Here is a 13,157-nt window from a genome sequence, read left to right on the forward strand (position 1 = left end):
GCCCCCGATGTGCTGGTTGTGACAGGCTGTAGGAGTGAACCCCTCGACGACACAGGCGCGCGTCGTCGTTGACGAGCTGATCCGCGGCGGCGTCCGCGACGTGGTGCTGTGCCCCGGGTCGCGCAACGCGCCGCTGGCGTTCGCGCTGCAGGATGCGGACCGTTCTGGCCGGATCCGGCTGCACGTCCGCATCGACGAGCGCACCGCCGGCTACCTGGCCATCGGCCTCGCAATCGCCGCCGGTGCCCCGGTGTGCGTTGCGATGACGTCGGGCACCGCCGTGGCCAACCTCGGGCCGGCCGTGGTGGAGGCCAACTACGCGCGGGTGCCGCTGATCGTGCTGTCGGCCAACCGGCCCTACGAAATGCTGGGCACCGGGGCCAACCAGACCATGGAGCAGCTGGGGTACTTCGGCACCCAGGTCCGCGCTGCCATCAGCCTGGGCCTGGCCGAGGACGCGCCCGAACGGCTGGACGCCCTCAACGCCACCTGGCGGTCGGCCACCTGCCGGGTGTTGACAGCCGCCACGGGATCTCGCACGGCCAACGCGGGCCCGGTGCAGTTCGACATCCCGCTGCGCGAGCCTCTGGTGCCGGACCCCGAACCGCACGGCGCCGCGATCCCGCAGGGACGGCCCGGCGGACGGCCGTGGACGTACACGCCGCCGGTCACGTTCGACCAGCCGCTGGACATCGACCTGTCGCCCGACACCGTCGTCATCGCCGGACACGGCGCGGGCGCGCACCCCAACCTGGCGGAGTTGCCGACCGTCGCCGAGCCGACGGCACCGGCCCCGGCCAACCCCCTGCACCCGCTGGCCTTGCCGCTGCTGCGTCCCAAGCAGGTGATCATGCTCGGCCGCCCGACGCTGCACCGGCCCGTCTCGGCATTGCTGGCCGATCCGAAGGTGCCGGTGTACGCGTTGACCACCGGGCCGCGCTGGCCCGACGTCTCGGGCAACTCCCAGGCGACAGGCACGCGGGCGGTGACCACCGGGACGCCGAATCCGGCGTGGCTGAAGCGCTGCGCGGAGGTCAACAGGCACGCGATCGAAGCGGTGCGCGGCCAACTCGAGGCGCACCCGCTCACCACCGGCCTGCACGTCGCCGCGGCGGTGGCCGGCGCGCTGCGCCCCGGAGACCAGTTGGTACTCGGCGCGTCCAACCCGGTCCGGGACGCGGCGCTGGTCGGCCTGGACACCCACGACATCCAGGTCCGCTCCAACCGCGGGGTCGCCGGCATCGACGGCACCGTTTCCACCGCGATCGGGGCCGCGCTCGCCTACGAGGGACGCACCGTCGCGCTGATCGGCGACCTGACGTTCGTCCACGACAGCTCCGGTCTGCTGATCGGCCCCACCGAGCCGACACCGCGCAAGCTGACCATCGTGGTCTCCAACGACAACGGCGGCGGCATCTTCGAACTGCTCGAGCAGGGCGACCCGCGGTTCTCCGACGTGTCGTCGCGAATCTTCGGAACGCCGCACGACGTCGATGTGGGCGCGCTGTGCCGTGCCTATCACGTTGAGAGCCGCCAGATCGAGGTGGACCAGCTCAGCGCGGCCCTCGACGAACCCGCGGCCGGGATGCGGGTGCTGGAGGTCAAGGCCGACCGGTCCTCGCTGCGGCAGCTGCATGCGGCCATCAAGGCGGCCCTGTGAGGGTTTCGTGAACTACCCGAAAAGGGTGCTGCACATACTGATTCACGGCCGCAGCGAGAAGCCGCCGAATACCCCGTCGAGGATTGCGTTGCGCTGGGCCCGGATTGCGGTGCTGATCGTGGCCGGCTTGGTGACATTGCAATCGGCCCTGCTCGTCGCGGGCGCCTGGCGCAACGACCTTGCGATCCAACACAATATGGGGGTGGCGCAGGCCGAGGTGCTCAGTGCCGGGCCGCGCCGCTCGACCATCGAATTCGTCACACCCGAGCGGGTCACGTACCGTCCCGAGCTCGGCGTCCTGTACCCGTCGCATCTGGCCACGGGCATGCGAATCTACGTCGAGTACAACAAGAACGACCCGAATCTGGTTCGCGTGCAGCACCGCAATGCCGGGCTGGCCATCATCCCGGCGGGGTCGATCGCGGTGGTGTGCTGGCTGGCGGCGACGGTCCTCCTGGTAGGACTGGCGCTGCTGGACAAGATGCTGGATCGTCGCGCTGGGGCTCCCGACCAGCAGATTTCGCACGACGTATGCCCGTAGGCAACCTTGTCGAAAGTCGGTGCTGAAACTGTGGTGTTGTGCGCGTTGCCATCGTCGCCGAATCGTTCCTGCCGGAAGTCAATGGTGTCAGCAACTCGGTGATCCGGGTGCTCGAGCACCTGCGCCGGAACGGTCACGAAGCCCTCGTCATCGCCCCGGACACCCCGCCCGGTGCCGCCCCGGCCGATCGCGTCTACGACGGGATCCGCGTGCATCGTGTTCCGTCGCGGATGTTTCCCAAGGTGACCACGCTGCCCCTCGGTGTGCCGATGCCCCGGATGGTGAGCGTGTTACGCGGATTCGACCCGCACGTGGTGCATTTGGCCTCTCCGGCGCTGCTGGGTTACGGCGGGGTGAAGGCGGCCCGGTGGCTGGGGGTGCCGACGGTCGCCGTGTATCAAACGGACGTACCGGGTTTCGCGGCGAGCTATGGCATTCCCATGACGACACGGGCCGCGTGGGCCTGGTTCCGCCATCTGCACAGCCTCGCCGACCGAACCTTAGCGCCGTCCAGCGTCACGATGGAATCACTTGTGGCGCATCGCTTCCCGCGAGTTCACCAGTGGGCACGCGGGGTCGACGTGCTGCGGTTCGCCCCGTCGGCGCGTGACGAGGCACTCAGACAACGATGGTCGCCGCAAGCCAAGCCGATCGTCGGCTTCGTGGGCCGGTTGGCGCCCGAGAAGCACGTCGAGCGGCTGATCCCGCTGGCGGCCCGAGACGACGTGCAACTCGTCATCGTCGGTGACGGCGTTGATCGGAGCAAGTTGCAAAAGGCAATGCCGACAGCGGTTTTCACGGGTGCGTTGTACGGCGACGAACTCGCAACGGCGTACGCCAGCATGGACGTCTTCGTGCATCCCGGCGAGCACGAAACGTTTTGCCAAGTCGTGCAGGAAGCGCTGGCGTCGGGGTTGCCAGTGATCGCCCCCGACGCCGGCGGCCCACGCGATCTCGTCACGCCGTGGCGCACCGGTTTGTTACTGGGCGTCGGCGAATTCGAGGCGAGGCTGCTCGCGGCCGTCACCCATTTGATCGACGAACGCCACCGGTACGCGCTGGCCGCCCGGCGCAGCGTGCTCGGCCGCAGCTGGCCGGTCATCTGTGATGAGCTGCTCGGCCACTATGAGGCGGTGCTCTCGCCGTTTGCCCGCAGGCGGATGTTCGCCAAGCGGTACGCGCAGGGCGAGTGAGTTAGCGTTCGGCCCGGGGCGGGCCCACGCGGACGACGATTTGCTGTCGTCAGCTCGGCTGAATGTTTCTCGCGGCCGTGTGTTGGGCCTTAACATCCAAGTTTGGTGCCGGGTCGGCGGGGCAAGGGCGTTGCCTTGGTCACGGGCTGCATCGACGGCTCGGCCAAGCTCTGAGTCGCAGGGGCAGAATTGGCCTGATAGGAGGGTCAGCATGGCTTCGCATTTGGAGGTGTGGAAACCGTCAGGGCGGGAGCTGATCGCGCTGAGCGGTGAACGAATGACCCTCGGCAAGTCCTTGACCAACGCGGTGTCGTTCGAGCACGACCCGACCGTGTCTCGCGTTCACGCCGTCTTGGAGAACTTCGGTCAAGCGTGGTCCGTGCGGGACCTGGGTAGCCGCAACGGCACCTTTGTCAACGGAGAAAAGATCGCTGCGGAACGGATTCTGCGGTCTGGCGACGAATTGCGGCTCGGCAGTTCACGGTTGGTCTTCTGGATGACCAGGGGCGCTGACGAAGCACCGGGCGATCAAGAAACCGAAACCGGCAAGTCCGTCCTGCGGCCACCTCGGATGACCCAGCGCGAACTCGACGTCCTCAAGGTTTTGTGTCGCCCCTTCGTATCCGACGACCCGTTTCCCGAGCCTGCATCGGTTCGTCGGATGGCCCAGGAGCTGTTCGTCACCGAAGCAGCCGTCAAGCAACATCTGCAACACCTCTACGACAAGTTCGGCATCAGCACCGAGGGAGATCGCCGGGTAAGACTGGCCAATGCGGCCATCCGGCTCGGCGCCGTCAACCGCTCCATGCTGCGAGACCGCCGTACGCAAGGGTGACTAGGAGATCTTGTCGAGCACCCCGCCGCCGAGCATGGCGACGGCATTGAGGGCACTGCGACGGTATCCGTCACATGTGGGGCACGACTCGATATGGCGGGCAATGCGCTTCCGCATCAGCACGGTGAACTCTCCGTCCCAGCCCGACAGATCCGCGGCGAGCCGGGGGCACCCGTTCCGCGGGGCGCGCCTTGCCACCAATAGCGCACCCAGCGAGCGCTCGACGGTGTCGCGCAGCCGCTGCAGGAGCTTCTTGGTGGACTCATAACTGATGCCCAGCGCTTCCGCGAGCTCGGTTCCTGTCACGCCGTGGCGGTAGGCAAGGTTCAGCACTTGCCGGTCCCGCTCGGACAATCCGCCGGCGGCCTGGTCGATCAGTTGGCGGAGCTCGTTCTGGGCCGTCAGCGTAAACGGCCCCGGACCCGTCGCCACATCGTCGGGCAGCTCGTCACAGGCGGCCTCACGGCGACGTTCGGCCAGGGTCCGCAGGGCGCGGCGACGGGCGATGGCGTACAGCCACGGCCTCAGCTTGTCCGCATCACGCAACTTCGGCAACTCTGTCGTCGCGATGCAGAAGACCTCCTGCACGCAGTCCGAGGCCGCGTGGCGGTCACGCAGCATGCCGACGCAGTAGGCGTGCAGTGGGCCTGCATAGCGGTTGTAGATCGCGGCCAGCGCGGCGCGATCGCCGGTCGCCGCGGCGCGGGCGAGGTCCGTGTCGCTGATAATGGGGTTCTTCGGCACCGTGGTCATGAAAGTCATGACTGAAATGCTCGGGGTTGCTGGTTGATTTCGTAATTACCGTGAAAGCCAGTTTCAGCTTCCGCAAGGGAAGGGTTTCCTACCTGTTTGGTAAGGGTCGGTACCTGGAGCACGCGTACGACCACCGCCCCATAACCGATGCAACGGTTATGGGGCGGTGCCGACGATTGTGACCTGTTTGCCGAGCAGCTCACGCCTTCGTCTTGGTGTGCGCCGTGCGCGTGCCGGTGCCGTTGCCGCGGCCGCCGGGGGCGATGCGCAGCTCGTCAGCGGTCAGTGTGCGGATGCTCTGTCGGCGCAGCGCGATCTTGTCGTGGTTGATACTCATTTGATCTTTCCTTCTCGTGCGATTTGTTGACCGGCAAGCCCGGGGTGGACCCGCTCATAGGTAGGAGCGCCGGCGACGTCGAAGGGTGACCATTTTTCGTCATGGTTGCGCGGGTTCGTCGGTGTGACGCCGTCATTCCATTCGATACCCTGATTGCAGGTAAGTGGCGAGGCGAAAGAGTTGACCCGCAACAGGAATGGAATCGATGCGATGATCACGACACGTGCTGAAGCGGCGGAATACGTCAAGGACGCCGGAGGGTTGAAGCTTGTCGTTTTCGGAGCCGACGGGCACGAGGTTGCAGCGATGTTCGTGCAAGGATCGGTAACGTACAACCCGGAGGAAGCGACCTTCATCGCCGTCGCTGAGGACGGCCACCCGGTGGGCGAACTGCTCGTGGATGAGTCGGTCGATTATGACGAGAACATCGATGCCTTTGTCATCCGCACCGCGCGATAGTTATCGAGGCGAGCCCGGTTCTCGCTAGCTACCCCTGCGCCAGCTCCGCAACGGGCTGCCATTCCTCCCAGGTGCGCAGCCGGATTTCGTAGTCCGCCTTGGCCGTTTCCAGCGGCGATGCGCCGAAAAACACTCGCAGGGGCGGCTTTTCGGCGTCGACGACCTTCAGCAGCGCTGTGGCGGATGCCTCCGGGTTGCCCGGGCTGGCCCAGCGCTTGCTGCGCTCGGCCTGCACGGCGGCGCGAACGTCGTCGTACGCCGGTAGCGGATCGGCCAGCTTCGCCGAATCTCCGGCCCAGTCGGTGTCGAAGCCGCCCGGCTCGATCAACGTGACGTGCACGCCGAACGGGGCGACCTCCAGGGCCAGCGCCTGCGAGAAGCCTTCCAGCGCCCACTTCGACGCGTGGTAGGCGCCGAGCAACGGGAACGCGGTGATGCCCCCGATCGATGAAACCTGGATGATGTGGCCGCTGCGCTGCTCGCGCAGGTACGGCAACGCGGCCTGGGTGATCCACAGCGCCCCAAACACGTTCGTATCGATCTGTTCGCGTGCCTCTTGCTCGGAGAGCTCCTCGACGAACCCGAACTGGCCGTAGCCGGCGTTGTTGACCACAATGTCCAGCCGCCCGAAGTGGTCGTGCGCCTGCTTGACCGCCGCGAAGTCCGCGTCCCGGTCGGTGACGTCCAACCGGATCGGCAACAGCGCGTCGCCGTACTTCTCGGCCAAGTCCTCCAGCGACGCCGTGTTGCGCGCCGTCGCGGCGACCTTGTCACCGCGCTCCAGCGCCGCGATCGCCCATGCCCGTCCGAAACCTCGCGATGTACCGGTGATAAACCAAACTTTTTCAGTCACGCAGCGGTACAACGCCGATGTCGCCACCTAATTCCCGGCAGGTAGCGTCTTCATCGTGAATCGCGCGGCGTTGGACAAGGACCCCCGAGATGTCGCGTCGATGTTCGATGGCGTCGCCCGCCGCTATGACGTGACCAACACGGTGTTGTCGTTGGGACAAGACCGCTACTGGCGGCAAGCCACCCGGTCGGCGCTGGCGATCGGGCCCGGCCAAAAGGTGTTGGACCTGGCCGCGGGCACCGCGGTATCCACCGTCGAGCTGAGGAAATCGGGGGCGTGGTGTGTGGCGGCCGATTTCTCGGTCGGCATGCTGGCAGCGGGTGCCGCGCGCAACGTGCCCAAGATCGCCGCCGATGCCACCCGGCTGCCATTCGGCGACGACGTATTCGACGCTGTCACAATCAGTTTCGGTTTGCGAAATGTTGTGGACCCCCAGGCCGCGCTGCGCGAGATGGTGCGCGTCGCCCGGCCGGGTGGGAGGTTGGTGGTGTGCGAATTCTCCACGCCCACCAACCGGGTTTTTGCCACGGTCTACAAGGAGTATCTGATGCGTGCGCTGCCGCGGGTGGCGCGCGGGGTGTCCAGCAACCCCGATGCCTACGTCTATCTCGCGGAGTCGATCAGGGCCTGGCCGGACCAGGCGAGCCTGGCGCACGACATCTCACGTGCGGGATGGGCGGCGGTGCGGTGGCGCAACCTGACCGGCGGCATCGTGGCCCTACACGCGGGGTACAAGCCCCTGCGTTGAGAACGACCTAGTGGGAACCGGCGCTCTGGACGAAGCCGACCTGGTCGGGGCAGTAGTGGTCAACCGCGGCGCCGAGGAATTGGAACGCCTGGCCCTGGGTGGTGCCCCGCGGCAGGTTCCGCTGGATGAAAGTGGCGGACTTGTACGGGTCGCCGTCCACGCCCCTGCCGATCCGTTCGCACGTGATCTTGCCCAGCCAGGCGAGCTGGTCCTGCGGCTGGTAGATGCCGAAGCCGTTGACGGTGTTCTTGAACGGCGCGTCTTGGTCGTTGGGCGGCGGCGGGGAGGCCAGCGCCGGAGCGGCCAACGCGATGGCGGCGGCGGCCAGGCCGCCGATAGTAGCCAGCTTCGTTCCCTTCATTAGCCGGACTATACACCGCTCGCCGGAACCGTGCGGAAAATTCTCGATGGCCGCAATCTGGTCGGAGCACCGTTTGCGCACGTCAAAGGCGTTCAGCTGAACGGCACCCGGCGATCGAGCAGCCGCGACAGCCGGCCGCCGCCCCGCCAGGCCCGCGCCACCCAGTCGGCGTCCTCGTCGGTGACCAGGTTGGCCATCACCCGCACGGCGATCGTCATCAGCCTCGGGGAGCGCATCGCGATCGGCCCCGTCGTGGGCAGGAACCGCTGGAACGTCAGCAACAGCGCCAGCCGTCTGGCGACGGAGAACCCCCGGCCGTAGTGCTCCTGCAACAGCGACGGCCACACCCGGGACAGGTCATGACAGTCCAGCAGCTCGGCGGCCAGCCGCCCGGTCTCCATCCCGTAGTCGATGCCCTCGCCGTTCAGCGGGTTCACGCAGGCCGCGGCGTCGCCGATCAGCATCCAATTGGGGCCTGCCACCCCGGACACGGCACCGCCCATCGGCAGCAGCGCCGACGACACGGCCCGCGGCGGCCCGTCGAAGCCCCACTCGTCGCGGCGCAGGTCGGTGTAGTAGTTGATCAGCGGTCGCAGCGCCAGGTCGGCCGGCCGTTTCGACGTCGACAAAGCCCCGACGCCGATGTTCACCTCACCGTTGCCCAGCGGGAAGATCCAGCCGTAGCCGGGCAACACCGCGCCGTCGGGGGAGCGCAGTTCGAGATGCGACGTCAGCCACGGGTCGTCGGCGCGCGAAGTGGCCAGGTACCCGCGGGCCGCGACGCCATAGACCGTCTCCTGGTGCCAACGCCGGCCTAGCTTGCGGCCCAGCGAAGACCGGGCCCCGTCGGCCACGATCAACTGGCGGCAACCCACCTCCGTGCCGTCGGCCAACGTCAGCGACACCACTCGCCTCGACGAGTCATGATGCACCGCAACGGCTTTCGTTCCCAGCATCATCCGCGCACCGGAATCTTCGGCGACCTTGCGGATCCGGTCGTCCAACTCGAACCGGGCCACCGCGCTGCCGGTCGACGGAAACGACGGGCCGGGCCAGTCGACTTCCACCTCGCCGCCGAACCCGCTCATCCGCAGGCCGCGATGCCGGATGCGGGTGTCCAGCCAGTCGCCCAGCCCGAGGCGCTCGCACTCGGCGACCGCGCGCGGGGTCAGCCCGTCACCGCACGGCTTGTCCCGCGGAAAGCTGGCGGAGTCGATGACCAGGACGTCGTTGCCCGCGCGTGCGGCCCACGCGGCGGCGGCCGAACCGGCGGGTCCGGCGCCCACGACCACCAGGTCGGCTTGGGTCTCCACGCTCACCAGTATGTTGGTCGAGTGAGTACTCCGGCGACGGTGGTGGCGGGCGTTGACTTCGGTGACCCCGCGTTCGCCGCGACGGTGCGCGGCGGCGTCGGGCGGATCGAGCAGCTCATGGACACCGAACTGCGCAGCGCCGACGAGGTGATGACCGAGTCGCTGACGCACCTATTCAAGGCCGGCGGCAAGCGATTCCGGCCGTTGTTCACGGTGCTGTCCGCCCAGATCGGGCGGGACCCCGACGCGCACGAGGTGACCATCGCCGGCGCGGTCATCGAACTGGTTCACCTGGCCACGCTCTACCACGACGACGTGATGGACGAGGCGGAGGTGCGCCGCGGTGCCCCCACCGCGAACGTCCGCTGGGGGAACAACGTCGCGATCTTGGCCGGGGACTACCTGTTTGCCACGGCGTCGCGGTTGGTGTCGCGGCTGGGGCCCGAGGCGGTGCGCCTGATCGCCGAGACGTTCGCCCAGCTGGTGACGGGGCAGATGCGCGAGACGCGCGGCCTGACGGGCCCGTCCGAAGGGGCCGACCCGATCGAGCACTACTTGAAGGTGGTCTACGAGAAGACCGCTTGCCTGATCGCCGCGGCGGGCCGGTTCGGCGCCATGTTCTCGGGCGCTGAGGCCGAGCAGGTCGAGCGGCTCAGCCGGCTCGGCGGCATCGTGGGCACGGCCTTCCAGATCTCCGACGACATCATCGACATCGACAGCGACTCGCACGAGTCCGGCAAGCTACCGGGCACCGACGTCCGCGAGGGTGTGCACACCCTGCCGATGGTCTACGCGCTGCGCGAACCCGGGCCCGACGCGGCGCGGTTGCGTGAGCTGCTGGCCGGGCCCATCGAGGACGACGATGCGGTGGCCGAGGCGCTGGCGCTGTTACGGGCGTCCCCGGGGATGGCCAAGGCGAAGCACACCTTGGCGGAATACGCGGCCCAAGCGCGCGACGAGCTGGCCCTTTTGCCCGACGTTCCCGGCCGGCACGCGCTGCAGACGCTGGTCGAATACACCATCAGCCGGCACGGATAGCGCGTCCAGGAACCCCAGAGGTCTCCTCGGGCGTTCAATCGACAACAGTCAAGCAATGAACGGGCTCTCGTAGGAGGACACCGATGACCTGGCATCCGCATGCCAATTGGCTGAAGACCTTCGCCCTGTTGGTCGGCATGTCCACGTTGATCGTGTTTGTCGGCTCGCTGTTCGGCCGGACGGCGATGTGGCTGGCGGTGCTGTTCGCCATCGGCATGAACGCCTACACGTACTTCAACAGCGACAAGCTGGCGCTGCGGGCGATGCACGCGCAACCGGTTTCCGAGCTGCAGGCGCCGGTGATGTACCGGATCGTGCGCGAGCTGGCCACGGCCGCGCACCAGCCGATGCCCCGCCTGTACATCAGCGACACCAACGCGCCCAACGCGTTCGCGACCGGACGCAACCCGCGCAACGCCGCCGTCTGCTGCACCACCGGCATTCTGGACATCCTCAATGAGCGTGAACTGCGCGCGGTGCTCGGACACGAGCTGTCCCACGTCTACAACCGCGACATCCTCATCTCATGCATCGCCGGCGCGATGGCGTCGGTGATCACCGCCCTGTCCTACATGGCGATGTTCTTCGGCGGCGGCGGAAACCGGGAGGGTGGTAATCCCTTTGCGATGCTGCTGGTTTCGTTGCTGGGTCCGATCGCCGCCACCGTGGTGCGGCTGGCGGTGTCCCGCTCGCGCGAGTACCAGGCGGACGAATCGGGCGCGGTGTTGACGGGCGACCCGCTGGCTTTGGCGTCTGCGCTGCGCAAGATCTCGGGTGGTGTCCAGGTCGCCCCGCTTCCGCCGGAGCCGCAGCTGGCCAGCCAGGCGCACTTGATGATCGCGAACCCGTTCCGCGCGGGCGAGCGCATCGGGTCGCTGTTCTCGACGCACCCGCCGATCGAGGACCGCATCCGGCGCCTGGAGGCGATGGCGCGGGGCTAGATATGGCCCGCACTATGAGCGCTCTCCGCAAGGATGTGTGCGCTGCCGTTTTCGATAGCGCCCGCGCTATCAAATTCGGTGAGAGCCATATGGTCCGAACAGCCGCGCGTCCCTGGGGATGAGTGACTCCCGGTTTGATAGCACCCGTGCTATCAAATCCGGCGTGAACCGCTACACCTACCGCGCTCAGTGGTTGCGCGACTACGACGAGTACCTGGGCGTATCGAATTCCCCTACATGAGGCGCGAAGCGCCGACCGCGCCGCAGGCTGTGGCCGCCGTGAAGGAGCATGTGGAGGCCGTGAAGGAGCATGTGGAGGGCCTGCGCGCCACCGGAGAGCAAGTCCCCACACCGCTTTCCGAACGACGCTACAGCGGGAAAATCCTCGTCAGAACGTCGCCGCAGCTGCATGCCCGCCTGGCGCTGGAAGCCATCGAGCAGGGGGTGCCGATGAACCAGTGGATCGTCCAGAAGCTCAGCGGGAGGGCGCCCAGCAGCACCTTCGGGCTCTCCGGGTGGGATTAAGCACGCCACTCAGGCTGCGGCCTCGGGCCTTTCGGGTCCGATGGCCTCACTTGCATCCTTGCGAGCGGAATGGCCCGTCTCGAGCCTTCCCCGGATGCGCACCATGCCGCCGTTGGCCTCATGCTGGTGCTGCCAGTCGCTGATCGCCTGGTGCGCCGCGTGGTCCAGGTAGTGCACCGAAACCTCAACGGTGACAAGGGATCCGGCGGGTATGGACGCCAGCACCCGTGTCAGCCGCGGGAGCGCCAGGAACGTGCAGGCCGCACCCTCGATGAGCACCTGCCACTCACCGTCGACGGGCTTGGCGTCGACCTTGGCCCGGATCACCCGCCAACCGGTCAACGCGATGGCCAACGCGAGCCCGATCAGGACGCCGTGCAGCAGATTGAGGAAGACGACGCTGACGGCGGTCACGACGTACACGGCGAGATCGCCATGCTTCATCGCGGTTTCGATGTGTGCCGGCTTGAGCAGCTGAACGCCGATGACGATGAGCAGACCGGCAAGTGCGGCGGTGGGGATCTCGTCGACCAGCCCGGCGAACGGGATGGTGAACAACAAGATCCATACGCCATGCATGAAGGCCGAGGCGCGCGATTTGGCACCCGCGTTGACATTGGTGGAGCTGCGGACGATGACACCGGTGACCGGCAGCCCGCCGATGGTCCCCGACACGATGTTGGCGGCGCCTTGTCCGACCAGCTCGCGGTCGAAATCGGTGCGTGGCCCGTTGTGCATGCGGTCGACCGACACCGCCGACAGCAGGCTCTCGACGCTGGCGATGAGCGCGACGGTGATCACCCCGATCGCAACCGCGCCCCAGTTGCCGTGCGAAATGTCGGGCAGCTGCAATGCGTCCAGCGGCGAGCCCTCGAGGTCGATCCGCCGCACGTGGAACGGAAAGACGACCGACATCACCGTCACGGCCACGATCGCGACCAACGGCCCCGGAATGCGGCGCACCTTGGCCGGAACCCACCGCCAGGCCACCAGGATGACGATCACCAGTACGCCCAGGATCACCCCGGGCCGGTGCGCGCTGATGATCTGGCCCGGCAGGCCGATGAGGTTGTGCCAGGCCGTGCTCTTGGACTTTCCGCCGAGCAACACGTGCGCCTGCTGCAGCGCGATCGTGATGCCGATGCCGGCCAGCATGGCGTGCACGACCACCGGTGAGATCGCCAGGGCCGCCCGTGCGACGCGGCTGAGCCCCAACAGTACCTGCAGGGCGCCCGCGGCGACGGTGATCAAACACGTTACGCCCCAACCGAAGTCGGATACGAGGTCGGCGACGACGACGGTCAGGCCCGCCGCTGGGCCGCTGACTTGCAGCGGTGATCCGCCGATGGCGCCGACCACGATGCCGCCGACGATCGCGGCGATGAGGCCGGCGAGCACCGGGGCGTTGGAAGCGATCGCGATGCCCAAGGACAATGGGAGTGCGACCAGGAAAACCACGAGTGACGAAGGAAGGTCGTGGCGGATGATCGATCGCACTCGATCTTTGCGTGAGTCCTTGGCCTGGTCGGGAGGTTGATTGCCGAGCTGTTCGATGTTTTGCATCGGTCTCGTCCCTCGTTAGGAGTTAGCGGGGGAACTT

The 13,157-nt window shown here is 67.3% G+C and carries 15 protein-coding genes and 1 pseudogene; 9 read left to right on the forward strand and 7 right to left on the reverse strand.

The features are described 5' to 3' along the window. Positions 1 to 34: 34 nt before the first annotated feature. From menD to A5773_RS12840, 4 genes are all read left to right on the forward strand, one after another. Positions 35 to 1,660, forward strand: coding sequence for a 2-succinyl-5-enolpyruvyl-6-hydroxy-3-cyclohexene-1-carboxylic-acid synthase (gene menD / locus A5773_RS12825; protein ID WP_067791173.1), 1,626 nt, complete (start codon positions 35 to 37; stop codon positions 1,658 to 1,660). Beyond that, complete coding sequence (locus A5773_RS12830; RefSeq protein WP_067264860.1) at positions 1,635 to 2,201, forward strand: DUF3592 domain-containing protein; 567 nt, start codon at positions 1,635 to 1,637, stop codon at positions 2,199 to 2,201. Before menD ends, A5773_RS12830 begins: the two co-directional genes overlap by 26 nt. A gap of 38 nt (positions 2,202 to 2,239) precedes the next feature. Continuing rightward, on the forward strand, positions 2,240 to 3,394 hold the full coding sequence (locus A5773_RS12835; RefSeq protein ID WP_067791176.1) for a glycosyltransferase family 1 protein: 1,155 nt from the start codon (positions 2,240 to 2,242) through the stop codon (positions 3,392 to 3,394). A gap of 211 nt (positions 3,395 to 3,605) precedes the next feature. After that, the gene (locus A5773_RS12840) at positions 3,606 to 4,229 is read left to right on the forward strand and encodes an FHA domain-containing protein (protein ID WP_066956540.1); all 624 of its coding nucleotides are present in this window, start codon (positions 3,606 to 3,608) and stop codon (positions 4,227 to 4,229) included. Here A5773_RS12840 and A5773_RS12845 read toward each other — a convergent pair whose 3' ends face one another. From A5773_RS12845 to A5773_RS26035, 3 genes are all read right to left on the reverse strand, one after another. Beyond that, entirely contained in the window at positions 4,230 to 4,991 is a 762-nt protein-coding gene (locus tag A5773_RS12845) for an RNA polymerase sigma factor (RefSeq protein WP_066956543.1), read from the reverse strand. A 190-nt stretch (positions 4,992 to 5,181) separates the two neighbouring features. After that, complete coding sequence (locus A5773_RS26030; protein WP_156659706.1) at positions 5,182 to 5,319, reverse strand: hypothetical protein; 138 nt, start codon at positions 5,317 to 5,319, stop codon at positions 5,182 to 5,184. Then, the gene (locus A5773_RS26035; protein WP_156659708.1) at positions 5,316 to 5,537 is read right to left on the reverse strand and encodes a hypothetical protein; all 222 of its coding nucleotides are present in this window, start codon (positions 5,535 to 5,537) and stop codon (positions 5,316 to 5,318) included. The genes A5773_RS26030 and A5773_RS26035 overlap by 4 nt, the downstream gene beginning before the upstream one ends. Between A5773_RS26035 and A5773_RS12850 the strand changes: the two genes are divergently transcribed. Further along, positions 5,530 to 5,778 (forward strand): hypothetical protein, encoded by a 249-nt coding sequence (locus tag A5773_RS12850; protein ID WP_066956545.1) that lies wholly within the window; start codon positions 5,530 to 5,532, stop codon positions 5,776 to 5,778. The genes A5773_RS26035 and A5773_RS12850 overlap by 8 nt on opposite strands. Positions 5,779 to 5,806: 28 nt before the next feature. Here the strand turns inward: A5773_RS12850 and A5773_RS12855 are convergent, their stop codons facing one another. Further along, entirely contained in the window at positions 5,807 to 6,631 is an 825-nt protein-coding gene (locus A5773_RS12855) for an SDR family oxidoreductase (protein ID WP_067791178.1), read from the reverse strand. A gap of 55 nt (positions 6,632 to 6,686) precedes the next feature. On the opposite strand from A5773_RS12855, the gene A5773_RS12860 reads away from it, so the two are divergent. Beyond that, the gene (locus tag A5773_RS12860) at positions 6,687 to 7,379 is read left to right on the forward strand and encodes a demethylmenaquinone methyltransferase (RefSeq protein WP_066956551.1); all 693 of its coding nucleotides are present in this window, start codon (positions 6,687 to 6,689) and stop codon (positions 7,377 to 7,379) included. Between the two features lie 7 nt (positions 7,380 to 7,386). Here A5773_RS12860 and A5773_RS12865 read toward each other — a convergent pair whose 3' ends face one another. Together A5773_RS12865 and menJ are read right to left on the reverse strand one after the other, a co-directional pair. Beyond that, entirely contained in the window at positions 7,387 to 7,740 is a 354-nt protein-coding gene (locus A5773_RS12865) for a DUF732 domain-containing protein (RefSeq protein ID WP_066956686.1), read from the reverse strand. 92 nt (positions 7,741 to 7,832) lie between these two features. After that, the gene (menJ, locus tag A5773_RS12870) at positions 7,833 to 9,059 is read right to left on the reverse strand and encodes a menaquinone reductase (protein WP_156744836.1); all 1,227 of its coding nucleotides are present in this window, start codon (positions 9,057 to 9,059) and stop codon (positions 7,833 to 7,835) included. 15 nt (positions 9,060 to 9,074) lie between these two features. On the opposite strand from menJ, the gene grcC1 reads away from it, so the two are divergent. The 3 genes and pseudogenes from grcC1 to A5773_RS12885 all read left to right on the forward strand — a co-directional run bounded on the left by grcC1 (position 9,075) and on the right by A5773_RS12885 (position 11,557). Beyond that, on the forward strand, positions 9,075 to 10,091 hold the full coding sequence (grcC1, locus tag A5773_RS12875; protein WP_066956557.1) for a nonaprenyl/(2E,6E)-farnesyl/geranylgeranyl diphosphat synthase: 1,017 nt from the start codon (positions 9,075 to 9,077) through the stop codon (positions 10,089 to 10,091). Between the two features lie 83 nt (positions 10,092 to 10,174). Next, positions 10,175 to 11,032, forward strand: a complete 858-nt coding sequence (htpX, locus tag A5773_RS12880) for a zinc metalloprotease HtpX (RefSeq protein ID WP_067791182.1) — start codon at positions 10,175 to 10,177, stop codon at positions 11,030 to 11,032. 163 nt (positions 11,033 to 11,195) lie between these two features. After that, positions 11,196 to 11,557: pseudogene (locus A5773_RS12885) on the forward strand (toxin-antitoxin system HicB family antitoxin). 9 nt (positions 11,558 to 11,566) lie between these two features. Here the strand turns inward: A5773_RS12885 and A5773_RS12890 are convergent. After that, positions 11,567 to 13,120, reverse strand: coding sequence for a SulP family inorganic anion transporter (locus A5773_RS12890; protein ID WP_067791184.1), 1,554 nt, complete (start codon positions 13,118 to 13,120; stop codon positions 11,567 to 11,569). Positions 13,121 to 13,157: the final 37 nt, after the last annotated feature.

Source organism: Mycobacterium sp. 852014-52450_SCH5900713, from assembly GCF_001667075.1.
In the GTDB taxonomy this organism is placed as follows: Bacteria; Actinomycetota; Actinomycetes; order Mycobacteriales; family Mycobacteriaceae; genus Mycobacterium.

What these genes read in the sequence shown, in the direction of transcription:
- A5773_RS12845 (WP_066956543.1), bottom strand. Translation starts at nt 4,991, where the DNA reads ATGACTTTCATGACCACGGTGCCGAAGAACCCCATTATCAGCGACACG.
- A5773_RS26030 (WP_156659706.1), bottom strand. Translation starts at nt 5,319, where the DNA reads ATGAGTATCAACCACGACAAGATCGCGCTGCGCCGACAGAGCATCCGC.
- A5773_RS12850 (WP_066956545.1), top strand. Translation starts at nt 5,530, where the DNA reads ATGATCACGACACGTGCTGAAGCGGCGGAATACGTCAAGGACGCCGGA.
- A5773_RS12890 (WP_067791184.1), bottom strand. Translation starts at nt 13,120, where the DNA reads ATGCAAAACATCGAACAGCTCGGCAATCAACCTCCCGACCAGGCCAAG.
- A5773_RS12840 (WP_066956540.1), top strand. Translation starts at nt 3,606, where the DNA reads ATGGCTTCGCATTTGGAGGTGTGGAAACCGTCAGGGCGGGAGCTGATC.
- A5773_RS12830 (WP_067264860.1), top strand. Translation starts at nt 1,635, where the DNA reads ATGCGGCCATCAAGGCGGCCCTGTGAGGGTTTCGTGAACTACCCGAAA.
- A5773_RS12865 (WP_066956686.1), bottom strand. Translation starts at nt 7,740, where the DNA reads ATGAAGGGAACGAAGCTGGCTACTATCGGCGGCCTGGCCGCCGCCGCC.
- htpX (WP_067791182.1), top strand. Translation starts at nt 10,175, where the DNA reads ATGACCTGGCATCCGCATGCCAATTGGCTGAAGACCTTCGCCCTGTTG.